Origin of the sequence: Actinomadura sp. NAK00032 (assembly GCF_013364275.1) — a bacterium.
GTDB lineage: Bacteria > Actinomycetota > Actinomycetes > Streptosporangiales > Streptosporangiaceae > Spirillospora.
The window spans coordinates 7,427,771-7,452,021 of sequence record NZ_CP054932.1 but is presented as its reverse complement, the minus strand read 5'-3'; the positions used below and the strand labels follow the sequence as shown (position 1 = coordinate 7,452,021).

Below are 24,251 nucleotides of genomic sequence, written 5' to 3'. Positions count from 1 at the left end.
CGGAAAGTTCCATCCGATGAGAAGTGAACAGCCCGGTGTGGGCGGCTTTCCGGTGAAGAGAGTACTAAGCCTGGATGGTCCTGCGTGGCAACTTCCACGAATCTCATGCCCGGCAGGTCGAGATGCCGCATTGCATGGGAGTTGTCGGAGGCGATGTGTCCGGTTCTGTGGAACGTGCGCACGGCGGGTAAGTAGAGTAGAACCGGTTTCTTGTGCGATGTTCGGTGCTGTGCAGGACGGTGTTCGGGGAAGGCGTCCGGCTGAGAATGGAATGGGTTCTAGTGTAGGTCAGGTGCCGGTGGCGTGGTCAAGGGACTGGAGCCGGGCTCTCAAGTCCTGCGCCTCGGGGAGGTTCAGCGTGGTGAAGAGCCGGAGGGCCTCCTCCCACGGGCGGCGGGCGGCTTCGCTGCCCTGGACGTGGAGGAGGGCGGCGCCCAGGCTTGCCAGGGCCTTCGCCTGCTCGTCGGGAACGCCTATTTCGGCGGACAGAGCATACGCCTGTCGAAGGTGCTCGACGGCGGTTCGATAGCGTCCGGAGGTAGTGAGCGCCTCGCCTAGATGACGGAGGGCGACTGTCTCTTCGTAACGCTCGTTGATGGAGCGTGAAATGGCCAGGGCTCGTTCATGATGAATGATGGATTCGCCGTAGCGGCCGGTGTTATGGAAAGTGGCGCCGATGCCGATGAGGGTGTCGACCTGGGTTCGCCGGTCGCCTAATTCCATCGCTATCGCGAGTGCCGCACGGTAATTGGCCAGGGCCGTTTCGTAAGCTCCGGTACGGCGGTGGACGTGGGCCGCGTTGATGAGCACGATGGCCTCGTGCTGGCGGCTCAGTTCGGGGAGGCCGGCGATCTGCGCGTAGTACTCGGCGGCTCGGTCGACGTCGCCCCTGCGGATCATCAGGTCGCCCATGTTGTTGAGCGCCATCGTCCGCAGGCCCGGGGCGTCGATCTCGTCGAGGATCGCGAGTGCTTCGAGGCGGAGACGTTCGGCCTCGCGATAGTCGCCGGTGAACTCCAAGACGATCGCGGTGCGATCGAGGTTCTCCGCCTCTCCGCGCCGGTCGCCGAGAGAGCGGTGGATTTCCACCGCCTCCCGGCAGCAGGTCAATGCCTCGGGAAAACGCGACTGGTGCCAGTGGATGAGGCTTATGCGGCCGAGAATATGTGCTTCTCCGCTGCGGTCGCCGATCGAACGGTAGATATCCAGCGCCTTTTCCGCGTCTTCCATCGCGGTGTCGTAGTCGCCGACACGGAATCGGATGTGGCTCAGGTCGACGAGGGCGCGTGCGGTTCTCGGATGGTCGTCCAAGCCCTGGAGCGCCTCGACCGCCTTGGTGTGCAGGCGTGCGGCGGCGTCCCAGCGGCCGCGCGACTCCAGATGGCCGGCGAGTACACGGGAGAAGCGGGCGACGTGTTCTGCTGAGCCGATGCGGTCGGCCTCTGCTGCGGCGTTCATGAGGCAGGCGTGTTCGGCGGCGAACCATTCGGCTGCGTCCGCCTCGTTCTCAAGGGGCGGCGAGTGCTGCTGCGGCCCATCGGGCTCTGTGTCACCCGTGCGGTGTGGGGAGAGCAAGTGGTTCGCGTGGTCGGCCGCCGCGAGGTAGAAGTCGAGGATCCGGTGGACGGTCCGGCGGCGCTCCTCGTCGGTGTCGGTCTCGCGGGAGACGCGGCGGGCGTAGTCCTGGACGAGGTCGTGGAAGCGGTAGCGGCCCCGGGCGGGTTCGGTGATCAGGTGGCGGTCGAGCAACTCCTCTAAGATCCGCTCGGCCTCCCGGACCGGGCACGCCAGCGCCGCGGCCCCCGCGTCGGCCGTCAGGTCGGGGCCGGGGTGCAGGCCGAATGCGCGGAATGCGTCTCGCAGTTGCGGCGGAAGACCTCGGTAGGAGACCTCGAAGACGGTGGTGATCTCGCGGTCCTCGTCGCGCAGCTCGTCCAGGCGCCGGTCGTCGGAGGACAGCCGGGCCAGCAGGTCGCCGGTGTCCCAGGTGCGGCGGTGGCGCAGCCGGCTCGCCGCCATGCTCACCGCGAGCGGCAGCCGTCCGCAGCACTCCACCACTGCGGCGACGTCGGCGTCGGTCTCCGCGCGGCCGGCGCCCGCGATGCCCGTGAACAGCACCATCGCGTCCCGGACGGGCAAGGTCTCCAAGGAGAGCGGCCACGCGTCGTGCAGCCCGGTCAGGCGGCGGCGGCTCGTCACGATCACCAGGCAGCCGGCGGACGCCGGGAGCAGCGGCCTGACCTGGTCGTGCCCGGCGGCGTCGTCCAAGACGAGGATCGCGCGGCTGCCCGCCAGCTCGGACCGCCACAGCGCGGCGCGCTCGTCCAGCGCGCGCGGCACCCGCGTCACCGGGACGTTGATCATGCGGAGCAGTGTGTCGAGCGCGTCCGCCGGATCCACGGGCTTCTGCCGGGCGTCATGCGCGTGCAGCGGAAGGAACATCTGGCCGTCGGGAAAGTGAGCCGCCAGCCGGTGTGCGAGGTGGACGGCGAGCATCGATTTGCCGACGCCGGCCATGCCGTCCAGGGCGATCACGGTCACGGCCGATCCGGCCGGTGGGCCTGCGGCCATCGGCACCATGTCCATGAGTTGCCGTAACTCGTCCTCACGTCCGACGAAGACGCGCGCGTCATGCGGCAGCGTGTGCGGGCGCCGGTCGACGCTCAACTGAGTACCGGGAACCCGGAGCAGTTCCGGGTCTCCCCGCAGGATCTGTTGCTGGATCTGCCGCATCCCAGGGCCCGGATCGGTTCCCGACTCGGCCACGAGGAGGTCGTGGGTGCGCCGGTAGACATCCAGTGCCTCGGCCTGGCGCCCGCAGCGGTAGAGCGCGACCATCAACCGCTCGGCCGGCCACTGGTTCTGGGGATGGCGTTCGGTGAGGTCGTAGAGTTCGCGGACGAGGTCGGCGTGGTTCCCGCGTCGCAGTTCCAGATCGATCCGCAGAAACGCGGCGGCCAGCAATTCCTGTTCGAGAGCGTGCCGGATGCGCTCGGCCCAACTCCCCGACAGGTTGGCGAGCGGTTCGGCGCGGCACAACTCCGCGGCTCGGCGATGGTGGTCGAGGGCGTATTCGTCGTCGCCGCTCTCGGCGATCGCCCGGGCCTGGTCGCGCAGCCGCCGGAAGCGGTGCAGGTCGACCGATTCGTCGTCGACATCGATCAGGTAGGACCCCTGACGGGAGATCAGCGCGACACCCTCGACGTCCTCCAGTCTTCGGCGCAGCCGCGTCATGTAGACGTGCAGCCCCTGCCGCGCCTTGGCCGGCGGGTCGTCGCCCCACACCCGGCGGATGATGGTCTCCGCCGGCACCGGCTGCCGCGGGGCGAGGAGGAGCACGGCCAGCACGCAGCGTTCCTTGGACGGTCCAAGGTCGCGCCGCCGGCCGTTCACCCACAGCTCGACGGGCCCTATGATGCGGAACTCCACCGGTTCCCCTTTGTGGAAATCTCCTCCTGAGCCGATTTTGGCACCGCGTGTACCGAATGGCCAGAGCGGCGCCGTGTTCCTCGCGGCTTGACGGCTGTCTCGCTACTCTCCGAGTCAGGACGATTGCAAGTTTTCGTCAAGCTCCCCGATCGACACTCGATTCCGGAGGGCAGGTCAATTCGATCTGCGACGGAGAGACGGATGTTCGCATCCGAGGTCAAAGGGGGTTCGTTGACCGCAATGACCGGCTTCGAATGGCGTCGGGCCCTGACCGGGTTCGACCCCGGCTGGTGGGGACGGCTGGGGGACCGGCGCACCGTGCTGGTTGTGGTGGGCTCGCCCGTACCGGGGCAGCCCGCACTGGACGTGGCGCGGTTCGCGGGGACCGACCCGCGGCTGCGCGTGCTCTTCGCGGCGGCCCCCGGGCCGTCCTCGGCCACCGTGGAGGTGATGCTCAAAGACGCCGGCGCGGCACCGCTGCCCTGGTCTGAACTCGCGGACGGCGACGTCGGCCTGGTCGTCACCGCGCACCGCGTACCGGCACGGCCGCCGGGCGCGCCGCTCATCGCACTGCCCGGCACGATCCCGGCGGAGGTCGCGCACCGGCCCGCGCCGGCCGTGTTCACCTACGCCCATCACCTGGACCGCCCTCCGGACGCCGAGTCCGGCCGCGCCGTCGTGGTGGGGGACTCCGACCATGACAGGCTCGTGGCGAGCCTGCCGTTGCGCGACTTCTACCGCCGCGCCCTCGGTGTCGACGGGCGGCGCGGCCTCGTCGTGGTGGCCCTGCCCGCGACCGGCGGCGTCGGCGGGTGCGCGTGCCGCCGGTCACCGGACATCGTGCACCGCCTGCTCACCGAACTGCCGTCCGACCGGTACCACGTCCTCGGCGTCCCGGAGCCGCGCGGCGACCGGTGCCCGAACGGGCCACCGGGCCTCGGCGTCCACCTGCGGGCGGGGCTGAGCCTCATGCCGCCGGAGGCGGACTGGCGGGCCGCGCTCGTCGCCGCCGACTGGATCCTCGGGCCACCGGGCCCGGTCACCCGGTACGGGACGGTCATCGGGGTCCCGGTGCTCATCACCGGGCCGCCGCCGGGGGACGCGCTGCGCCTCCTCGCCGTCCGGCTCGCCGCGCACCGGCCGATCCGCCCGCAGCTGACCGAGGCCGCGGCGCGGTGGCGGCCCGAGCGGGTCCGGCCCGTCCTCGGGCGGATCACGTCCGAGCCGGGACGGTTCGACCGCAACATGCGCAGCCTGATGTACGGCCTGCTCCGGCTGCCGCAGCCGGCCACGATCCCCGTGGCGGACCCGGTCTCGCCGCCCTTCCGCATCGGCTGCCGGGCCGAGCAGACCTGCCGGGGAGGAGTGCGATGAACCCCCCGGTGGACGGCTGGGTGCCCGGTCCGTTCGGGCTCGACGCTCTGAAGGGCTCGACCGTGCAGGCGCTCAGGACAGTCCTCGCCGTCGCGCATCACGTGACGGCGGCGACCCGGCTCGCCGACGTCATGCCCCTGCTGGAGACCGACCGGCGGGTGGCGGTGGCGTACACGGCTGCTCCGGCGTCGGCCAACACCGGTGGCCTGGACACGCATCTGCGTGATCTCGGTGGGCTGGTGCTGCCCTGGCGGCAGGCGATCAGCACGAAGTGGGACCTCGTCGTGGCGGCGGGCCACGGGATGCTGGAGAAGCTGCACGGACCCGTCATGACCGTGTCGCACGGTGCCGGGCCGGGCAAGCTCCACCCCCGCAACGTCGGCTCCGGGCCGGCGGCCGCGCGTGCGATCAGCGACCTGATCAGGGAGCGGCTTGTCGTCGGCGGGCGGGTCGTGCCGTCGTCCATCGTCCTGGCGCACGACAAGCATCTGGAGATGCTTGAACGCGAGTGCCCCGAGGCGCGCCCGGTCGCGTTCGCGGGCGGCGACCCCTGCCTGGACCGGCTGCTGGCGAGCCTGCCCTACCGGGAGGAGTACCGCCGCGCGCTCGGCGTGCGGCCCGGCCGGCAGCTCGTGTTCGTCAGTTCCACCTGGAACGAGGACTCGCTGTTCGGCCGCCATCCCGACCTGCTGCTGCGCGTCGCGGCCGGGCTCCCGCGCGACAGGTACCAGGTCGTCGCGGCGCTGCACCCGAACGTGTGGTCCTTCTACGGGAAACGCCAGGTGCTCGCCTGGCACGCGGACTGCCTGCGGCTCGGCGTGCGGCTGTTCCCGCCCGAGGAGGGATGGCGGGCGGGTCTGGTCGCCGCCGACGTCCTCATCGGCGACCACGGGTCGGTCACCTGCTACGGCGCGGCGATCGGGGTGCCGGTGCTGCTGGGCGCCTTCCCGGAGGACGCCGTCGCGCCGGGGACCCACGTCGCCCGGCTCGGTGCGCTCGCGCCGCGCGTCGACTGGGGCCGGCCGCTGGCGCCGCAGGTGGAGGACGCGGTGCACGCCTTCACCGGACGGGTCCACGCCGCGATCCGGGGCGACATCACCTCCCGGCCGGGGGAGGCGGCCCGCCTCATCCGCGGGGAGATGTACCGGCTGCTGCGGCTGCCCGACCGGGACCGCCTGCCGGACGTCGAGCCGGTGCCGCTGCCGGCCTCCCACGGGCTGAGGGCGGCGTGATGGCCACCGTGGTGCGGGTCTGGGACGACGTGCCAGGCCCGGTGCGGGTGCTCATCGGCGGGCGGGCGTTCACACTGGGGCGCCCCGCCGGGGACGGCCCGGTCCCGTCGCCGTGCGACGAGCATCTCGTGGCCGGGCCGGAGGAGACCTCGCCCGCCTGGCTGGCCGCTGCGGACGTGATCGTCGCCAGGGCTGGGGAGCCCGCCCGACTCCTGACGGCACATCCGGGATGCCTGGTCGCGGTGGCCGTCACCGAGCAAGGCTGCCTGCTGGCGGCCGGCGGCGTGCAGGCGCGTCTCGACCCGGTTCTGGGCGGGACGTGCACGGTGGACGACGCGGCCGCCTTCGCGTCCGCCGTGCACGCCTGGCTCGTGACGGGCGGGTCTCCGGCCGCGCTCGCCCGGCTCGCCCTCGTCCGCGAGAACACGGTCACGGTGGTCAGGGTGCGGCATCGCCGGACGGCGCGGCCGGGAGTTCGGCGAGCCGCTCGCTGACCTCCGCCGCCTGCGGCGAGCCCAGCGCGGTGTAGATACCGAGCGCCTGTTCCAGCAGCAGGCGCTCGGCCGCCGGGTCGTCCAGCTGCTCTGCGATCCGGGCCAGCTCGCGCAGCGCGCCCGCCTCGACGTGCGGGGCGTCCATCTCCTGCGCGACCTCATGCGACTCGCGGAGGGCGGCGGCGGCCTCGGCGTGGCGCCCGGCCCGCAGCCGGGCCTGGCCGAGGCAGGTGAGCGTCCGCGCGTGGTGGTACGGCTCGTCGTGCCGGTCGAACTTCTCCAGGACGCCGCTCAGCGTCGCTTCCGCCTCGTCGTGGCGTCCGGCGATGCTGAGCGCCTCGCCGATGTGCCGGTCCATCAGCGCGATCCCGCGCGGGCGCCCGAGGCCGACGTGCACGTCCCGGGCCTGGGAGAACAGCTCGATCGCGCGGGACGGGTCGCCGGTGGCGAGTGCCGCGACGCCGAGCCCTTCGAGCGCCGATCCCTCGCCGAGCCGGTGGCCGGCCTGCCGCTCCAGGGCGAGCGCGGTCTCGTAGTGGTCGGTCGCTCTGCCGAATTCCTGCAGGTTGAGGTGGGCGACCCCGAGCCCCTCCAACATCCGCGCCTGGGCCTTGATGTCACCGCACGATGCGGCGGCGGCGCGTCCCAACTCGTACATCCGGAGCCAGGACGTGTAGTTCCTGCGCTGGAGGAACAGCGGCCACATCGCCTCGGCGAGCTGCCAGGTGACGTCGTGCAACCCGGTGTCGTGGGCCTCCTGCGCGACGGCCGCCAGGTTCGGGCGCTCCCGGTCGAGCCAGTCCAGGGCCTTCGTGCGGGACGCGAACCGGTCGTCCGGCGGTGCCGCGTACCGCTCGCCGAGGTGCCAGCGGCCCGGCATCAGGGTGCGGTCGGCGGCGACGGCCGTCGCCAGGTACCAGTCGGCGAGGCGCGCGAACCCGGCCGCGCGGTCCGCCGCCGGCGCGAGGGACGGGTCCCGCGCGTGCAGGCGGACGAGGTCGTGGAAGCCGTACCGGTCCTCCGGACGCTCTTGGAGCAGGCTGGCGTCCACCAGGCCGTCCAGCAGCCGCGCCGCGTGCTCCTCGTCCGTGCCGATGAGGGCGGCCGCGGCGGCGGCGCCGAGATCGGGGCCCGGATGGACGCCGAGCAGCCGGTAGGCGGCCGCCTGCTCCGCGTCGAGCGCCTGGTAGGAGGTGTTGAAGACCGCGCCCACCGAGATGTCGCCCTCCCCTGTGCGCAGCGCGGCGAGCCGCCGCGCCTCGTCGCCGAGTTCGGCCACGGCGCGGGCGATCGGCCAGCGCCGCCGCGCCGCCAGGCGGGCACCGGACGCGCAGACCGCCAGCGGCAGCGTGCCGCACAGCGCGACGAGGTCGCGGGCATGGTCGCGCTCCGCGCCGATCCGGTCCGCGCCGATCAGCCGCTCCAGCAGTTCCAGCGCCCCCGGCTCGCCGAGCGGATCGACGTCCAGGAACCGCGCGCCGTCCACCACGAGCCCGGTCAGCCGGTGGCGCGAGGTGACGACGACGAGCGCGGGCCCGGCCCCGGGCAGCAGCGGGCGGACCTGCGCCGCCGAGACGGCGTTGTCGAGCATGATGACCAGGCGGCGCCCCGCGGTCATGGAGCGGAACAGCGCGGACTGCTCGTCGGCGCCCGCCGGGATGTGCTCGGGCGCCGCGCCGAGCGCGCGCAGGAAGCGCTCCAGCGGTTCGTCGGGCGGCAGCGGCTCGCCGCCGGAGAAGCCGCGCAGGTCGATGAACAGCTGCGCCTCGAAGTCGTCCTTGATCTCGTGCAGCCAGTGCAGCGCCAGCGTGGTCTTGCCGACGCCGCCGGGGCCGGTGAGGACCACGGGCCCCGAGCCCGGCCGCTCCGCGAACGCCGCCAGGCGGCGCAGTTCGGCGCGCCGGTTGGCGAACAGGCCGGGCGGGGGCAGCTGGGCGGGGGCGGGCAGCGGCGCCGCGCCGGGCGCGGTGATGTGCACGCCGCCCGCGATGGACCCGGCCTGGACGCTGGAACCCGCTATCCTCCCCGTCAGTTCGTTGGTCCACCGGTCCCGTTCGTCGGGAGACTGCACGTTCGATCCATCCCATTGCCTCAGTGGTGCGTTGATCGCCCCGCTTTATGGTTAACGTACCTGAATGCCCGGTTATAAATAACGGCAGGCAGTATTTGCTATTTTGGTCATGCCTTTTATTGGGAGTCAGTCAGAATGGCGATTGTCGGTGCCGTCACGGCGTGGTGAACTGTGGGGGTGACAGATCCGATGACCGTCGCCATCGCCACCGCCATGGCAGGGAAGGCCGTCGAGGTGGCCGGCGAGCCGGTCCGGGCCGCCGTCGCCGAGCTGTCCCGGCGGGTCCGCGAGCGCTTCCGGGGGCGTCCGTCCGACGAGGCGGCCCTGGAGCGGGCCGCCGGCGACCCGACGCCGGAGCGGGTCGCGGTCCTCACGTCCGCCGTCGCCGCCCTGATGGCCGACGACCCCGGGTTCGAGGCGGAGGCGCGCGACCTGTGGAACCAGGCGCAGACGAACGCCGCCGCGACGGGCGACGGCGTGGTCAACGTGCTCAACGGACAGGCGGGCAGGATGGTCCAGCTCCGCGACGTGCACGGAGACCTGAACATCGGCTGACGGCCGCGGCCCGCCCCGGGCGGCCCGCCCCGGGCGGCGCGGGGCGGTCAGGCGTCGGCCGTGAGGCCGTAGCGCTCCTGGTCGGACGGGCGCGGGGACTCGGGCCCGTCCCGGCCGAGGCGGAGCATGCGCGACACCCGGACCGTGCGGAACTCCCGGCCGCGGACGCTGAACGCGTGGCCGGACGTGGCCCGGACGCCCGCCGCCATCGCCTCCCACTCGGCGAGCTCCGCCGCCGACGCCGGGTCGCCGCCGAACTCCCGGAGCCGCGGCAGCAGGCCGGTGAAGTGCCCGGCCAGCCGCTCGCGCGCCTCGTCGGGGTCGTCGCCGCCGGTGAGCGGCGCCCAGGAGTCGCCGTCGAGCTCCACCACGATGAACGTGGGCGGCAGCACCACCACCCCCGGATGCGCCTGGATCGCGTGCCGCGCCTCCGTCCGGACGATGTCCGGGACCGACCCGGCGACCGGCATGAACGCGACCAGGTTCAGCCGCAGCTGCGCCTCCCACTGCCCGCACGGCGCCGCCGGGTCGATCGGGTGGTCGCGCAGCAGGCCGTCCGCGGCGAGGTCGGCGTCGGTGGACCGCGGCGGCTCCAGCACCCGGTCACCGAACTGGATGAACTTCTCGACCCGGACGATCCGGTACCGGCGGTCGCCGATCTCCCACTCGTCCTTGGCGAGCTGCTCGCCGTCCTCCGGGTCGAGCCGGTCGGCCGCCGCCCGCATGGCCGCGGCGGTCGGCGCGTCCGGTTCGGCGCCGGCCTCCGTCCGCAGGTCCATGGCGAGGCCGTAGCGGGCCGCGGCCGGGTCGTCGCAGCCGAGCGCGCCGACGCGCCACGCGTCCCCGCGCTGCACCGCGTGCCCGAAGTCGGGGGCGCCGGCGGGAAAGATCTTCGGATAGCGCAGAATCCGCTCGCCGAGTTCCCGGTCGCGGACCGCCGCGACCGGATCGAGGCGGGCCACCACGTTGATGTGGTCGTACCCGCGCAGCAACGCGAAGGCCATGCCCCGCATCCTGACCGGACGGCCGCCGCCCCCGCACGGCTTTTCCCGCATTGCCGGACGACCCCGCCGACCTTATGCGGAATTAACCGCCTTTCGGTCCGCAGTTTTTTCTCCGGCGGTCACCCCTCCAGGTCGATCACGACCTTCACGTCGTCGGGGTGCGGGGTGAAGGCCGCCTCGTACTCCTCCAGCGGGACGCGCCGCGAGATCAGCCGCCCGAGCCACCCGAGGTCGGCTTCGGCCAGGGCCCGCGCCGCCGCCGCGTAGTGGCGCAGGTTCGCGTTCACCGACCCGAAGATCGCGTCGTTCTCCAGCACGATGTCGCGGTTGAGCGCGCCCGCGTCGACCTCCAGCGGGCGCCCGGACGGCGACACCCCGGTCAGGCACACGATCCCGTACGGGGCGTTGTTCGCCATCGCGCCGAGCACCAGCTGGGACACGCCGGTCGCCTCGATCACCACGTCCGGCGCGCCGCCGCGCACCGCCTCCGCGAGGCCCTCGTGGTGGTAGGTCGCGCCGAGGTCGGCGACGAGCCGCGGCTTCGGGCCGTCCGGCACCCGGTCGAGGACGTGCACGTCCAGCCCGCGCTGCACGCCCAGCAGCGCGGCGAGCAGTCCGATCGGCCCGGCGCCCGTCACCAGCACCCGGCGCGGCTCGAACCAGGCCCGCCCGCCGATCCTCTCGATCTGGTCCCACGCCTTGGCGACGATCGTGGCCGGCTCCATCAGCACGCCGACCTCGGCGAGCCGCGGGTCCAGCCGGACGGCGTAGTCGGACTCGACCCGCCACGCCCGGCTCGCGAACCCGTCGAGCTCCTTGATGCCGCGCTCGGTGTAGCGGCCGTTGCGGCACATGTCGAACTCGCCGTGCGCGCACGCCCCGCACGGCTCCGGGTCGGGCCGCCGGACCACCCCGACGACCAGGTCGCCGGGGGAGAAGCCGCTGCCGGACGGGGCCTCCCGCACCCGGCCGAGCGACTCGTGCCCGATCACCAGCCGCTCGCGGCCGGGCGGCGCCCAGCCGTAGTCGCCGGCGGCGATCTCCCGGTCGGTGCCGCACACCCCGACCGCGAGCCCGTCGACCAGCAGGTCGCGCTCCCCGGGCTCGGGGTCGGGGACGTCGGTGACGGCCAGCGAGCCGGACTTCTCCGGCAGGACGGTCAAGGCGCGCATGGCGCTTCTCCTTCCGCGAGTTCCAGGATCAGGACCGGCGCCCGTCGGCGCCGCTCAGCCGCCGCGCCGTGTTGACGAGCCCGACGTGCGAGTACGCCTGCGGGGTGTTGCCGATCTGCCGCCCCGCGCGGGTGTCGTACTCCTCGCTCAGCAGCCCGAGGTCGTTGCGCAGGCCGAGCAGCCGCTCGAACAGGTCCGTCGCCTGCCCGGTGCGGCCGATGCCGTGCAGCGCGTCCGCCAGCCAGAACGTGCACGCCAGGAACGCGCCCTCGTCGCCGGGCAGCCCGTCCACGCCGCCGCCGTCGGCGGCCGTGTCGTAGCGGAGCACGAACCCGTCCCGGTACAGCTCGCGCTGGACCCCGTCGACCGTGCCGATCACCCGCGGGTCGTCCCACGGCAGGAACCCGACCTGCGGGATCAGCAGCAGCGCCGCGTCGAGCCCGTGCGAGCCGTAGAACTGGGTGAACGTGCCCCGGTCGGCGTCGAAGCCGTTGGCGCACACGTCGGCGTGGATCTCCTCGCGCAGCGCCTTCCACTTGTCGACCGGGCCTTCCAGGCCGTACCGCTCGACGCCCTGCACCATGCGGTCGACGCCGGCCCACGCGAGCACCTTGGAGTGGACGAAGTGGCGCCGCTCCCCGCGCACCTCCCACAGGCTGTTGTCGGGGTCGCTCCAGTGCCCTTCGAGGAAGTCCATCAGGGCGAGCTGCATGTCCCAGGCGTTCTCGTCCGTCTCGATGCGGGTGGTCCGCGCGAGGTGCAGACCCTCCAGCACCTCGCCCCACGTGTCGAGCTGGAACTGGTCGGACGCCGCGTTGCCGACCCGGACCGGCGTCGACCCCTCGTAGCCCGGCAGCCAGTCCAGCTCGAACTCGGTGAGCCGCCGCGTCCCGTCGATGCCGTACATGATCTGCAGGTCGGCGGGGTCGCCGGCGACCGCGCGCAGCAGCCACTCCCGCCACGCCTTGGCCTCCGCGACGAACCCGGTGCCGAGCAGCGCCTGCAGCGTGAACGTCGCGTCGCGCAGCCAGCAGAACCGGTAGTCCCAGTTGCGCGGCCCGCCGAGCTGCTCCGGCAGGGACGTGGTCGCCGCGGCGACGATGCCGCCGGTCGGCGCGTAGGTGAGCGCCTTCAGCGTGATCAGCGAGCGGCGGACCGCCGCGTCCCAGCGCCCCTCGTAGGAGTACTCGCCCATCCAGTCCGACCAGAACAGCTCGGTGTCGGTGAGCGCCCGCTCGGCCTCGACCGCCTTCGGGCGCGGCAGGTGCGACGGCTTGTAGGTCAGCACGAACGGCACCCGCTCGCCCGCCGACACCGCGAAGTCGGCGTAGGTGGCGAGGTTGCGCCCCTCCATCGGGACGGGCGTGTTCAGCCACGCCGCGTCCGGGCCCGCGATCGCGTTGCGCTCGCCCTCGCGGTGCCGCACCCACGGGACGATCCGCCCGTAGTCGAAGCGCAGCCGCAGCTCCGCCCGCATCGGGACCCGCCCGCTCACGCCCTCCACGATCCGGACGATGTCGGCGGCCTCGCCGCGCGGCGGCATGAAGTCGATGACCCGGACGGTGCCCTCCGGGGTGTCCCACTCGCTCTCCAGGATCAGCGTGTCGTCCCGGTAGCGGCGCCGCGTGCACAGGCCGCCGGACGCGGGCGCGAGCCGCCAGAACCCGGCCCGCTCGTCGCCCAGCAGGGCGGCGAAGCACGCCGGGGAGTCGAACCGGGGCAGGCACAGCCAGTCGATCGACCCGTCCTTGCCGACCAGCGCCGCCGTCTGGGTGTCGCCCAGCAGCCCGTAGTCCTCGATTCTCAGTGCCAAAACGCGCACCCCCGCTTTCCGCCTCGCCGCTTTCCCGGACCTACCCGTGATAGTGGATGTATGTCCCGAGCGTCAGAGGTTCCCGGGTAAGAGCCTTGTCCGGAAACGGGCCGGCACGGCGGCATGGGAGCTGCCGCCGTGCCGGGAGTCGAGGGGATGTCAGGGGGCGCTGCAGGTGATGGACGGGTTCGCGACGTTCCCGCCCGGCGCGCTCGCGGTGAAGCCGAACGACGCGGACGCGCCCGCCGCGAGGGCGGAGTTCCAGCCCACCGGCTTGACGGTCACGACGTTGCCGCTCGTCGTCGGGGTGCCGTTCCACAGGGCGGCGACCGTCTGGCCGGAGTTCATCGTCATGACGACCGTCCAGGAGCTGACGGCGCCGCTGCCGGCGGTGACGGTGACCTGGCCGTTGAAGCCGTTGTTCCACTGCGCGGTGCGGGTGTAGGCGCAGCTGACGGTGCCGTCGCCCCCGTCATCGCCGCCGCCGTCGTCCCCGCCGCCGTCCGAGCTGCCGCCGAGGGCTTCGAGGGCCGCGGTGTAGGCGGGCTTCTTGTTGTAGTTGTCGTCGAAGAGCAGGGCCGCGCCCTCACCGGGGAAGGTGTCGGGCACCCACGAGTACTTGTCGGTGATGCCCCACACGGTGATGACGTTGCACCGCGACACGGCGAGGCAGGCGGAGACGACCTTCTTGTAGTCGTTGGCCTGGGTGGCGAGCTTGGAGCTGTCCGCCGGGGTGTTCATGCGGATGTCCAACTCGGTGATGTGGACGTCCACGCCCAGGGCCGCGAACCGCTGCATGTTGGCCTGCATGTCGGACGGGACGTTGCCCAGCGTCAGGTGCGCCTGGAGCCCGACGCAGTCGATCGGCACGCCGCGCGCCTTGAAGTCCTGCACCATGCTGTAGACGGCATTGCTCTTCGCGTTCTGGCCGTCGATGTTGTAGTCGTTGTAGCAGAGCTTGGCGTTGGGGTCGGCCTGCCGTGCCGCCCGGAACGCCTCCTCGATGTAGCTGTCGCCGATGACCCGCTGGAACACCGAGTCCCGGCGGGCGCCGGACCCGTCCTGGAACGCCTCGTTCACGACGTCCCAGTAGTCGACCTTCCCGGCGAAGTGGCCGGCCTCCTTCGCGATGTGGTTCCGCATGACGCTCAGCAGGTCGTCGCGGCTGGAGATGCCGCTGACCCAGCCCGGCAACTGGTTGTGCCACACCAGCGTGTGCCCGCGGATCGCCATGCCCTGCCCCTGGGCGTGGCTGACGAGCTGGTCGGCCGCGCTGAAGTTGAACGAGTTCCGGGACGGCTCGGTCGTCTCCCACTTCATCTCGTTCTCGGGCGTGAGCTGGTTGAACTCACGGTCGAGCGTGCTGACGTAGGCGGACTCGCCCATATGGCCCTGGGCTGCGGCGGTACCGAAGACGCGGCCCTTGGCGGCGGCCGCCTCTCCGAGCGTGCCGGGGGCCGCCGACGCGGGGACCGCGACGGCCACGAGCATCGCGAGGAGCAGCGGCACTGCTCCCAGCACCGCGCTGAGTGCTCTTCTCATGGTTTCGTTCCTCCTTGAAGGACGGGGCTTGAGCGAAACCCGGCCCGCCGGCTTTCCGGGGGCCCGAGATAGGAGGTCCTGAGTCCTCCGGTGTCGACCACGAGCTTCTGCAGGACGACGGTCGGGTCGACCATCCAGAACTTCAGGGTGTGCGTCCCCGATCGGGTGATGGTGTGGGTCGTGACCGTGCGGTTCACGTTGTCGGAGGTGTTCCGCTCCCACTGCTTGTTCATCGTGGTGTCGTTGGCGCCGGTCTGCGTCGTGACGTTCACGACCTGCGGCTGCTCGTCGTCGATGGAGACGGCGTATTTCAGGCCCTCGGTGGAAAGGACGCTGTTGCGCGGCGACAGGTAGGCCCAGACCTTCACCGGGCCGGTCGTCGTCAGCGTCATGTCGTATTCGAGGCGCGGGCCCTTGCCGGGCTCCTGGCTGGACGCGGTGACGGGGAACGGCTCCATTCCGGCGTCGGTGCGCCCGATTCCGGGGACCCGCTTCCACCGCGCCGCCGTCGTGTCCGTCGCGCGGGTGTAATGGCCCGCGTTCATGGAGACGTAGCCGCCGGCCTCGACGAAACCGTGCGCCCGGTACGACGCCGGCTTGTCGACGACGGCCTGGACGGTCACCGTCCGCCCGTCCGGCCCGGAGACCTCGATGGGGACGCGGCTGGTGCCCTTGGGCGCGCGCGACCAGTCGATCCACACGGTGGCGCGGATCTGCTTGTCGACTCGTCCGCGGTCGTGGGTGACGCGCACCCAGGGCTCACCGGGTGTGATCGTGTACTGGAAGGGGTCGGACCCTCGGTTGAACACCTCGATGTACTGCGCGGGGCCGCTCTGGTAGGGGCTGAACTCCGGCAGGACGGCCTCGGACTTCGCCGCCGGCCACCACTCGTCGGAGCCGTCGACGGCCACGCCCATGTCGGCGCCATCCGGGACCTCGATGCGCTTCAGCTTCGGGAAGATCTCGTCCGGCAGGGCCACGTTGTCCTTTTCGGGCTGCTGCCAGGGCGCGTTCGGGCCGTAGCGTTCGACGTCGCCGTAGCCGATGTGCGGCTGGCTCTGGAAGCCGTCCCATTTCCCGCCGGCGATCCCGGTGTTGTAGTGGTTCGCCATCGCCTGGTCGTCGGCGAAGCGGGCCTCGGCGAGGTCGGCGTAGTCGTTCGTGGCCGCCCGTCCCTGCTTCGCGTACAGGATGTTGGTGAACTCGGCCTCGCGCAGCTCGTACAGGTTCGCGGTGGCCTTCACCTGGTAGTGGACGAGCTGGTAGTAGGCGTCCTGGTATTGCTTCGGCAGCCGTTCGCGGATCCGTTCCGCCTGCGCCGCCAGCCGCTTCCAGCGCGCGGTCAGCGTCGCCATCTCCCGGTACTGGTTGAGGTAGAACGGCGTCTGCTGGTCGTCATAGACGACGGCGCTGGAATCGGTGGGCAGGTCCTTGTCCGGGTCGAGGGTGATGCGGCGGTTGAGCAGTTCCGGCTTCCGCAGCGCCTGCAGATTCCCGTACGTGTCGAGGACTTCGGCGATCTCGCCGGCGTGCTCCGGGCCGAAGTTCTGCGCGGCGTACTGCCGCTCCCATTCCCTGAGGTTCTCCAGCGGCCACTTGCCGGGGTTCCAGGCGTAGTCGAGGAAGAACTGGAGGGGCAGCTCGTTGCCCTTCATGTCGCCGACGTTCGCCACCCACAGATTGCGGATGCCGTACTGGTACGACTGGTGGAGCTGCTCCCACGTGTTCCCGAGCTGCGCGGTGTCGACCCACTTGTAGTTGCGTCCGCCGCCGACGTAGTCGAAGTGGTAGTAGAGCCCGTATCCGCCCGCGCGGTCCGGCAGGCTCCGGTCGGGCATCTTGCGCATGTTGCCCCAGTTGTCGTCGGTGAAGACGACCGTGACGTCGTCGGGCACGCGCAGGCCCCGGTCCCAGTAGCGCTGGACCTCCTTGTAGAGCGTCCACACCTGCGGGGTGGCGGCCGGGTCCTTGCCGGTGACGTCGCCGAGGATCTCGCGCTCCTTGGCGATGATGCCGCGCATCAGCTCGATGCCGTCGCCGTCCGGCAGGCTGACGTCGCCGTTCCCGCGCATGCCGAGGGTGACGACGCCCTCGAAGTCCTCTTCGACCATCCGTTGGACGCCGTCTTTCCAGTACTTCTCGATGGCGGCGGCGTTGCGTCGGTAGCTCCACTCGCCGGTGCCGCCGTACGGGTCGTGGCCCGGCTTGACGATGGTGCCGTCCGCGTCGCGCTGCGCCGGGACGGCGTGCCGGTTCCACTCCTCGATGCCGCGCATCATCGGCGCCTCGTGGGAGGTGCCCATGACCACGCCGTACCGCTTCGCGGTCGCGTGGTTCAGCGGGTCGTCCTCGGCGAACGCCCGCCCCCACACCGCCGGCCACAGGTAGTTGGCCTTCAGCCGCAGCATGGTCTCGAAGATCTTGGCGTAGAACGCGTGGTTGAAGCCGCCCGGGAAGCCGGGCGCCTTGCCCGGCCCGAAGAACTTCGGCGCCCACCGGTTCAGCGCCGGGTTCTCGTCGTTGATGAAGAAGCCCCGGTACTTCACTGCGGGCGTGCCCTGCGTGTGCCGGCCCGGCTTCACGTACAGCGCGCGGCGGTGCTCGGACGGGACGTCGTTCCAGAAGTACCAGGGCGAGACGCCGATGCTCCTCGACACGTCGTACGCGCCGTAGATCGTCCCGCGCTGGTCGCTGCCGGCGATCACGAACGCGCGGCGGACGCCCGGCAGCGGGTGCTCCACCACCTGTTCGAGCGAGGTCTCCCACTTGCCGGCGATGCCCCGCACGTCGAGCTTGCCGGACGCGACGAGCCCGTCGATGAGCGGGCTCTTGCCGATCGTGCCGACGATGACGACGTCCCGCCCGGACGGCGCCCCGCCGGTGACCGTGGTGACCTCCGGCTTCACACCGGTCACCCGCTCGACGTCGGACCGCAGGTCGCCGACGACCCGCAGCACGCCGGGGAAGTCGGCGCCGCTGACCAGCAGCGGAGCGGCCCTGCCGTGCTCGACGAGCGGGAAGTGCCCGCGCCCGTCGCGGAAGGAGATGTAGGACGCCGGATCGGCGGGGCCGGCCCGGCCGCGGCCCGCGGGAGCGGCAGCGGCCGGCCGCGCGGCGGGCAGGGCGGTGAAGGCGACGACGGTGGGGACCAGGGTCAGGAGGACTTTCCACGTCCGCGGGGCTCTGCCCATCGGCGGTCTCCTCAGTGGGGGAGCGGCCTCGAAACATTTCGATAGCTTTTCGAGATCAGACAGGAAAGTAACCCCAAGCGCACCTGGCGTCAACCACTTGCCCACGCTTTCAGTGGTCAGCGTGCCCGCACGGCGGCCGCCGCTGGTGATCGTTTCTTCGAAACCTTTCGAATCCGCCGCCGACCGTCTCGGCGGGCCTAGCGGCGGGCTTGCCGCGCGCCCGCAGTGGGCATCAACAAGAAGTAAGGCAAGTGGAACCCGAATCGGGGGGTCTTCCCGTTCCTCTGCCGCAAGTCGCCGCACATTTCGCGGCGGAGGGAGAATGGCCCATGAACGGCTGCGCGGACCTCGTTCTCGAGGGCGGCGGAGTGAAGGGGATCGCGCTCGTCGGCGCGATCGCGGAGATGCGGGACCGGGGCTACCGGTTCGGCGCGCCCGCCCGCGTCGCCGGGACGTCCGCCGGCGCGATCGTCGGGTCGCTGCTGGCCGCGGGAATGCCCGTCCCGGACATGGTCCGGGTGATGCGCGAGGTCGACTACCGGTCCTTCCAGGACGGCTCGCGGTTCGCCGTCGTCCGGGGCGTGTCGCTGCTCGCGACCCTCGGCCTGCACCGGGGCGACGCGCTGCACCGCTGGATCGGCGCGCGGCTGCGCGAGTGCGGCGTGGAGACGTTCGGGCAGCTCAGGCTGCACGACCCCGGCTCGGCGCTGCCGCCCGAGCGCGCCTACAAACTGGTCGTCGTGGTGTCGGACGTCAGCAGCGGCCGCATGGTGCGGCTGCCGTGGGACTACGACCGCTACGGCCTCGACCCCGACGAGCAGCCGGTGGCCGACGCCGTGCGCGCCTCGGCGTCCATCCCGGTGTTCTTCCGGCCGTGCCGCGTCCGCCGCGCGGACGGCCGCAGGAGCGTGCAGGTGGACGGCGGCATGCTGTCCAACTACCCGATCACCATCTTCGACCGGGCGGACCGCGAGCCCCGCTGGCCCACGTTCGGCGTGAAGCTGTCGGCGCGGCCCCCGTCCGGCGGCATGTACCGGCGGTGGCACCGCGTCCGCGGCCCCGTCGGCTACGGGCGGTCGCTGATCTCGACGATGGCGGAGGCGCACGACCGCGTGCAGATGGACGAGCCGTCGATCGTCGCGCGCACGATGTTCGCCCGCACCGACGGCGTCCTCGCGACCGACTTCGACCTGGACGCGGCCGCGCGCGAGGAGCTGTACGCCGCCGGACGGGACGCCGCCGCCCGCTTCCTCGACCACTGGGACCACGCCGGCTACCTGGCGCGGTACCGCCCCCGCCCGGCGTCCCCCAGCGGGTTTGTGGAAGTTACGTAATTACGTAGTATTGGAGGCATGGCCGAGGAGGAGAGCCTGGCGGACCGCGTCGCCCGCCTGGAGGAGCGCGTGGCCCGCCTGGAGGGCCGGCCTCCCGAGAGCGCCGAGCCGCCGGACGCCGAGGACGCCTTCTGGGCGCTGCGCGGCCTGAAGGAGCGCGCCGCCGACCCCGGCGCCGTGCTGTTCACCGGCTCGGTGACGCTGCCGTCCGGCGAGCACTACGAGTGGCAGCAGGGGCACCCGGCGGGCGACCTGCTCGCCGACGACTGGGCGCAGGCCGCCGACACGCTGGGCGCGCTGGCGCACCCGGTGCGGCTGCTGCTGGTCCGCGAGATCCTGCACGGCGCCCGCACCACCGCCGAGCTGGCCGCCCACGAGGGCCTCGGCACGACCGGCCAGCTCTACCACCACCTGCGCCGGCTGGTCGCGGCCGGCTGGCTGCGCACCACCGCGCGCGGGCAGTACAGCGTCCCGGGCGAGCGGGTGGTACCGCTGCTCGCCGTGCTCGCCGCCACGCGCCGCTGACCGATCGGAGAAGAAGATGTTCAGGACGATCGCCCGTTTCCGCACACTGCTGGTCCTGCTCGGGCTGCTGCTCACCTTCACCGAGTCCCTGCACGGCGACGACCGGCTCGCGATCGCCGGGTTCGCCCTGATCGGGGCCGGGGTCGTGCTGATCTTCGTGCCCGGCGGGCGCGCGGACCGGGAGCCGGTCGTCGTGGACGCCCCGGTCCGCGGCCGCTGGCTGCCCGTCAACAGCCCCGCCGACAAGGTGCCGAGCCACGGGACGCACGAGCTGGGCCAGACGTACGCGATCGACCTCGTGCACGTCCCGGACCCGGCGGAGCCGTGGCGCCCGCTGCGCCGGCGGATCGCGTCCCGTCCGGAGACGTTCCCGGCGTTCGGGCAGGACGTCCTCGCGCCGGCGGACGGCGTCGTCGTCCAGGCCGGCGGCCGGCAGCGCGACCACTGGAGCCGCAACTCCTGGCCCGCTTTCCTCTACCTGCTGGTCGAGGGCATGGTGTTCCGGCAGGTGCTCTCCCTGCTGACCCTGTCGGGCGGACGGTTCATCGTCGGCAACTCCGTCACCCTCGACCTCGGCGACGGGGTGTACGCGGTCTTCGCGCACCTGCGCCGCGGCTCGGTGCGCGTCGCGAAGGGCGACCGGGTCCGGGCGGGCGACGTCCTCGGCGAGGTCGGCAACTCCGGCAACTCGTCCGAGCCGCACCTGCACTTCCACCTGATGGACCGGCCGCGGCCCCTCGCCGCCGCCGGCGTCCCGTTCGCCTTCCGCTACGAGAGCGGCGGGCGGACGCGGACCGGCGCCCCGGGCGGCCGGGAGCCGTTCACCGTTCCGCAAATGGAAATAGCGTCGTAGTAACAATTATCTGACCTGCGGGGACCGACCCATTCAGCGGCCGTCCCGGACGGGGTGAGCGGCTGTTGACGGCGCTATAGGCCCGCCGGATAATTTGCCTCACTCTCCACGACGGGAGAACGGCGTGCGGGCTTATCCTCTGGACGCGGCGGAACTGGCCGGCTGGGTCGCCGACGGCTGCGAGCGGGCCCTGCAGCTGGTCGCGGACCTCGACGACGAGCAGCTGGTCGGGCCGCTGCTCCCGACCGTGAACCCGCTGCTCTGGGAGATCGGCCACCTCGCCTGGTTCCAGGAGAAGTTCGTGCTCCGCGACGCCTGCGGGCACGACCCGATCCTGCCGTTCGGGGACGCCCTCTACGACTCCGGCGCGATCCCGCACGACACCCGGTGGCGGCTCGTCCTGCCGTCCCGCAAGGAGACCGCGTCCTACATGCGCACCGTCGCCGACCGGGTGGTGGAAGAGGTCATGCGCCCGGACGCGACCGACGTGGTGCGGCATTTCGCCCGCTACACCGTCCACCACTACGACACCCACACCGAAGCGTTCACGTACACGCGGCAGGGCCTCGGGTACTCCGCGCCGGACCTGCCCGGCCTCACCGACGTGCAGGCGCCGGAAGACGCGGGCGGCCCGCTGCCGGGAGACGTCGAGGTGGGCGGCGGGACGTTCACACTGGGCGCGCTCCAGTCCGACCCCTTCGTGTACGACAACGAGAAGTGGGCGCACCGCGTCGAGGTGGCGCCGTTCGCGATGGGGCGCGCGCCGGTCACGCAGGGGGAGTTCGCCGAGTTCGTCGAGACGGGCGGGTACGCCGACGCCCGGTGGTGGTCGGACGGCGGCGCCTGGCTCGCCGCCACCGGCGCGACCCATCCGCTCTACTGGCGCGGCTCGCCCGCCGAGGGCTGGAGGCGCCGCCACTTCGACACGTGGCTCGACCTTGAGCCGCACCTGCCCGTCACCCATGTCTGCTGGTGGGAGGCGGACGCCTACTGCCGCTGGGCGGGGCGGCGGCTGCCGACCGAGGCGGAATGGGAGTACGCCGCCACCGGCGGCGCGCGCGCCGGCGCCTACCCGTGGGGCGACGGCGAGCCGGACGCCGCGACCGCCGCGACCGACTGGCGCGGGCTCGGCCCGGCCGGTGTCGCGTCCTGCGCGGCGGGGGAGAGCCCGGCCGGCTGCCGGCACATGATCGGCAACGTGTGGGAGTGGACGGCGAGCGACTTCACCGGCTACCCCAACTTCGAGCGGGACGCCTACTTCGAGAACTCCGAGCAGTTCTTCGGCACCCGCAAGGTGCTGCGCGGCGGCTCGTGGGCCACCCGCGGCCGGTACGTGCGCACCACCATGCGGAACTACTTCCCGCCGGACCGCCGGGACGTGCTCGGCGGGTTCCGCACCTGCGCGGCCGGCGGGTGATCCTGCTCGTCACGCCGCACGCGCCGGGCAGCACGTCCGGCAACGGCGTGTCGGCCGCGCGCTGGGCCGCGATCCTGCGCGGGCTCGGCCACCGGGTGGAGACCCGCGCGGACTGCCCGCGCGGTCCCACGGCCGGTGAGTACACCGCCCTCTTCGCGCTGCACGCCCGCAAGAGCGCCGCCGCCGTCCGGGCCTTCCACGCCGACCGCCCCGGCGTGCCGATCGTGATCGCGCTGACCGGGACGGACCTCTACCCGGACCTGCGCAGTGCCGGGACGGACCCCGAGGTGCTCGCGCTGGCCGCGCGGCTGATCGTCCTGCAGCGGCACGCCCCCGACCGGCTCGGCCCGGAACTCGCCGCCCGCGCCCGGGTGATCGTGCAGTCCGTTCCGGACATCCCGCCCCGGCCGCCGCGCGCCGGCCGCTTCGAGGCGGCGTTCCTGGCGCACGTCCGGCCGGTGAAGGACCCGCTGCGCCCCGCCGCCGCGACGCGGCTGCTCCCGGCGGACTCCCGCGTCCTCGTCACGCACGCCGGTGAGGCCCGGGACCGGCGGCTCGCCGGCCGCCTCGCCGCCGAGTCCGCGGGCAACCCCCGCTACGACTGGCTCGGGCCGGTGCCCCGGGACGAGGCCCTCGCGATCCTGGCGCGCGCCCGCCTGCTCGTCCTGCCGTCCCTGCACGAGGGCGGGGCCAACGTGGTGTCCGAAGCGCTCGCGGCGGGGGTGCCGGTCATCGCCTCGGCCGTGCCCGGCTCGATCGGGCTGCTCGGCGAGGACCACCCCGGCTACTTCCCGGCCGGGGACGCGGAGGCGCTGGCCGCCGCCCTGTACGCGGCGGAGAAGAACGCCGGCGGCTACTACGACCGGCTCCGCGAGCACTGCGCCGCGCTGCGCCCGCTGGTCGATCCGGCCCGGGAGCGGCGGGCGTTCGCCGCGCTGCTCGCCGAACTCGGCATCCGGCCTGAACAGGGCGCCTAATCCCGTCCATAAGCGGGCTCCGCAAGATATGTCGCTATTTGCCGGACTAAAAATGTCACCTTGTTGGCGGGAAGGCGCCGTGTAACACTTTCGGCGGGCCTGGGGCGGAATGCCGTGAGAGAGGACGGGATCGATGCCGTACGACCACGCGAGTGCCGTGCACGGAGTCATCGACGCCACCATCGCCCCGCAGGCCGCCGACGTCGACCGCACCGGGACGTTCCCGCGCGCGAACGTGGACGCGCTGGCGAAGGCCGGCCTGCTCGGGCTCGTCAGCGCGGCCGAGAACGGCGGCCGGGGCGCCGGGCTGCGCGCGGCGGCGCACGTGATCGAGCGGCTCGGCGGCACCTGCGGCTCGACGGCGATGGTCCTGCTCATGCACTACGCCGCCACCGCGATCATCGAGGCGCACGGGCCCGCCGAGGCGCGCCGCGCCATCGCCCGCGACGAGCACCTCTGCACGCTCGCCTTCTCCGAGGCGGGGTCGCGCAGCCACTTCTGGGCGCCGATGAGCTCCGCGAGCGCGGACGGCGACGGCATGGTCCGGCTGGACGCGCAGAAGAGCTGGGTGACCTCGTCCGGCGAGGCCGACGTCTACGTCTGGTCGAGCCGCCCCCTGGAGGCCGACGGCCCGATGACCCTCTGGCTGGTGCCCGCCGGTGCGCCGGGCGTCACGGTCTCCGGCCCGTTCAACGGGCTCGGGCTGCGCGGCAACGGCTCCAACCCGGTGACCGCCGAGTCGGTACCCGTCCCGCGCGAGGCCATGCTGGGGGCCGACGGCGCCGGCCTCGACATCGCGCTCCAGACCGGCCTGCCGTTCTTCCTGGTGCTCAACGCCGCCTTCTCGCTCGGCCTCATGGACGCGCTCGTCGCGCGGGCCGCCGACCATCTGTGCCGCACCCGCCTCGACCACCTCGGCCAGACGCTCGCCGAGCAGCCGACGCACCGGGCCCGGTACGCGGGCCTGCGCACCCGCGCCGACCAGGTGCGGGCCTTCCTCGACGACACCCTCACCGCCATCGAGACCGGCCGCGAGGACGCGACGCTCCGCGTGCTCCAGGTGAAGGCGGTCGCGGCGGAGGCAGCCTCGGACGTCGCCGACGGCGTCATGCGGCTGTGCGGCGGATCGGCGTTCCGCAAGGACTTCGGCGTCGAGCGCCTTTTCCGCGATTCGCTGGCCGCCCGCGTCATGGCGCCCACCACCGAGGCGCTCCACGATTTCGTCGGCCGGATAGGGCTCGGCATGGCCCTGCTCTGAGATCGCTCTG

At 72.5% G+C, this 24,251-nt stretch carries 17 protein-coding genes; 10 read left to right on the top strand and 7 right to left on the bottom strand.

Annotation, left to right across the window (positions count from 1 at the left end; genetic code table 11):
- Positions 1–288: 288 nt before the first annotated feature.
- Positions 289–3,429 carry a tetratricopeptide repeat protein gene (locus HUT06_RS33990; protein WP_217711571.1) on the bottom strand — a complete coding sequence of 1,047 codons (3,141 nt, stop codon included), beginning with the start codon at positions 3,427–3,429 and terminating at the stop codon, positions 289–291.
- Positions 3,430–3,660: 231 nt separating this feature from the next.
- Here HUT06_RS33990 and HUT06_RS33985 point away from each other — a divergent pair, with 231 nt between their 5' ends.
- From HUT06_RS33985 to HUT06_RS33975, 3 genes are read left to right on the top strand one after another with little or no spacing between them, the layout of a single operon-like run.
- Positions 3,661–4,803 (top strand): hypothetical protein, encoded by a 1,143-nt coding sequence (locus HUT06_RS33985; RefSeq protein ID WP_176199451.1) that lies wholly within the window; start codon positions 3,661–3,663, stop codon positions 4,801–4,803.
- Positions 4,800–6,035 (top strand): hypothetical protein, encoded by a 1,236-nt coding sequence (locus HUT06_RS33980; RefSeq protein WP_176199450.1) that lies wholly within the window; start codon positions 4,800–4,802, stop codon positions 6,033–6,035. The genes HUT06_RS33985 and HUT06_RS33980 overlap by 4 nt, the downstream gene beginning before the upstream one ends.
- Positions 6,035–6,529 carry a hypothetical protein gene (locus HUT06_RS33975; RefSeq protein WP_176199449.1) on the top strand — a complete coding sequence of 165 codons (495 nt, stop codon included), beginning with the start codon at positions 6,035–6,037 and terminating at the stop codon, positions 6,527–6,529. The genes HUT06_RS33980 and HUT06_RS33975 overlap by 1 nt, the downstream gene beginning before the upstream one ends.
- Here HUT06_RS33975 and HUT06_RS33970 read toward each other — a convergent pair.
- Positions 6,474–8,600, bottom strand: coding sequence for a tetratricopeptide repeat protein (locus HUT06_RS33970; protein ID WP_176199448.1), 2,127 nt, complete (start codon positions 8,598–8,600; stop codon positions 6,474–6,476). The genes HUT06_RS33975 and HUT06_RS33970 overlap by 56 nt on opposite strands.
- Before the next feature lie 189 nt (positions 8,601–8,789).
- Here HUT06_RS33970 and HUT06_RS33965 point away from each other — a divergent pair, with 189 nt between their 5' ends.
- Positions 8,790–9,155 carry a hypothetical protein gene (locus HUT06_RS33965; protein ID WP_176199447.1) on the top strand — a complete coding sequence of 122 codons (366 nt, stop codon included), beginning with the start codon at positions 8,790–8,792 and terminating at the stop codon, positions 9,153–9,155.
- Between the two features lie 47 nt (positions 9,156–9,202).
- On the opposite strand, the gene HUT06_RS33960 is transcribed toward HUT06_RS33965, so the two are convergent.
- From HUT06_RS33960 to HUT06_RS33940, 5 genes are all read right to left on the bottom strand, one after another.
- The gene (locus HUT06_RS33960; protein WP_176199446.1) at positions 9,203–10,159 is read right to left on the bottom strand and encodes a DUF5954 family protein; all 957 of its coding nucleotides are present in this window, start codon (positions 10,157–10,159) and stop codon (positions 9,203–9,205) included.
- Positions 10,160–10,278: 119 nt separating this feature from the next.
- Positions 10,279–11,331 carry a glucose 1-dehydrogenase gene (locus HUT06_RS33955; RefSeq protein WP_176199445.1) on the bottom strand — a complete coding sequence of 351 codons (1,053 nt, stop codon included), beginning with the start codon at positions 11,329–11,331 and terminating at the stop codon, positions 10,279–10,281.
- Positions 11,332–11,359: 28 nt separating this feature from the next.
- Entirely contained in the window at positions 11,360–13,144 is a 1,785-nt protein-coding gene (locus HUT06_RS33950) for a glycoside hydrolase family 15 protein (RefSeq protein ID WP_176199444.1), read from the bottom strand.
- A gap of 159 nt (positions 13,145–13,303) precedes the next feature.
- Positions 13,304–14,686 carry an endo-1,4-beta-xylanase gene (locus HUT06_RS33945; protein WP_176199443.1) on the bottom strand — a complete coding sequence of 461 codons (1,383 nt, stop codon included), beginning with the start codon at positions 14,684–14,686 and terminating at the stop codon, positions 13,304–13,306.
- Positions 14,683–17,877: a glycosyl hydrolase 115 family protein gene (locus tag HUT06_RS33940; protein WP_176199442.1), complete on the bottom strand. Its 3,195-nt coding sequence runs from the start codon at positions 17,875–17,877 to the stop codon at positions 14,683–14,685. Before HUT06_RS33940 ends, HUT06_RS33945 begins: the two co-directional genes overlap by 4 nt.
- Before the next feature lie 329 nt (positions 17,878–18,206).
- Here HUT06_RS33940 and HUT06_RS33935 point away from each other — a divergent pair, with 329 nt between their 5' ends.
- The 6 genes from HUT06_RS33935 (at position 18,207) to HUT06_RS33910 (ending at position 24,241) form a co-directional block, all read left to right on the top strand.
- The gene (locus HUT06_RS33935; protein WP_176199441.1) at positions 18,207–19,211 is read left to right on the top strand and encodes a patatin-like phospholipase family protein; all 1,005 of its coding nucleotides are present in this window, start codon (positions 18,207–18,209) and stop codon (positions 19,209–19,211) included.
- Between the two features lie 18 nt (positions 19,212–19,229).
- The gene (locus HUT06_RS33930) at positions 19,230–19,736 is read left to right on the top strand and encodes a helix-turn-helix transcriptional regulator (protein WP_176199440.1); all 507 of its coding nucleotides are present in this window, start codon (positions 19,230–19,232) and stop codon (positions 19,734–19,736) included.
- 16 nt (positions 19,737–19,752) lie between these two features.
- Positions 19,753–20,589, top strand: coding sequence for a M23 family metallopeptidase (locus tag HUT06_RS33925; protein WP_176199439.1), 837 nt, complete (start codon positions 19,753–19,755; stop codon positions 20,587–20,589).
- A gap of 124 nt (positions 20,590–20,713) precedes the next feature.
- Positions 20,714–22,006, top strand: coding sequence for a selenoneine synthase SenA (gene senA, locus HUT06_RS33920; protein ID WP_217711570.1), 1,293 nt, complete (start codon positions 20,714–20,716; stop codon positions 22,004–22,006).
- On the top strand, positions 22,003–22,983 hold the full coding sequence (senB, locus tag HUT06_RS33915) for a selenoneine biosynthesis selenosugar synthase SenB (protein ID WP_176199438.1): 981 nt from the start codon (positions 22,003–22,005) through the stop codon (positions 22,981–22,983). The genes senA and senB overlap by 4 nt, the downstream gene beginning before the upstream one ends.
- A 133-nt stretch (positions 22,984–23,116) precedes the next feature.
- A complete protein-coding gene (locus tag HUT06_RS33910) occupies positions 23,117–24,241 on the top strand; it encodes an acyl-CoA dehydrogenase family protein (RefSeq protein ID WP_176199437.1) in 1,125 nt (374 codons plus the stop codon).
- The last annotated feature ends 10 nt before the right edge of the window (positions 24,242–24,251 follow it).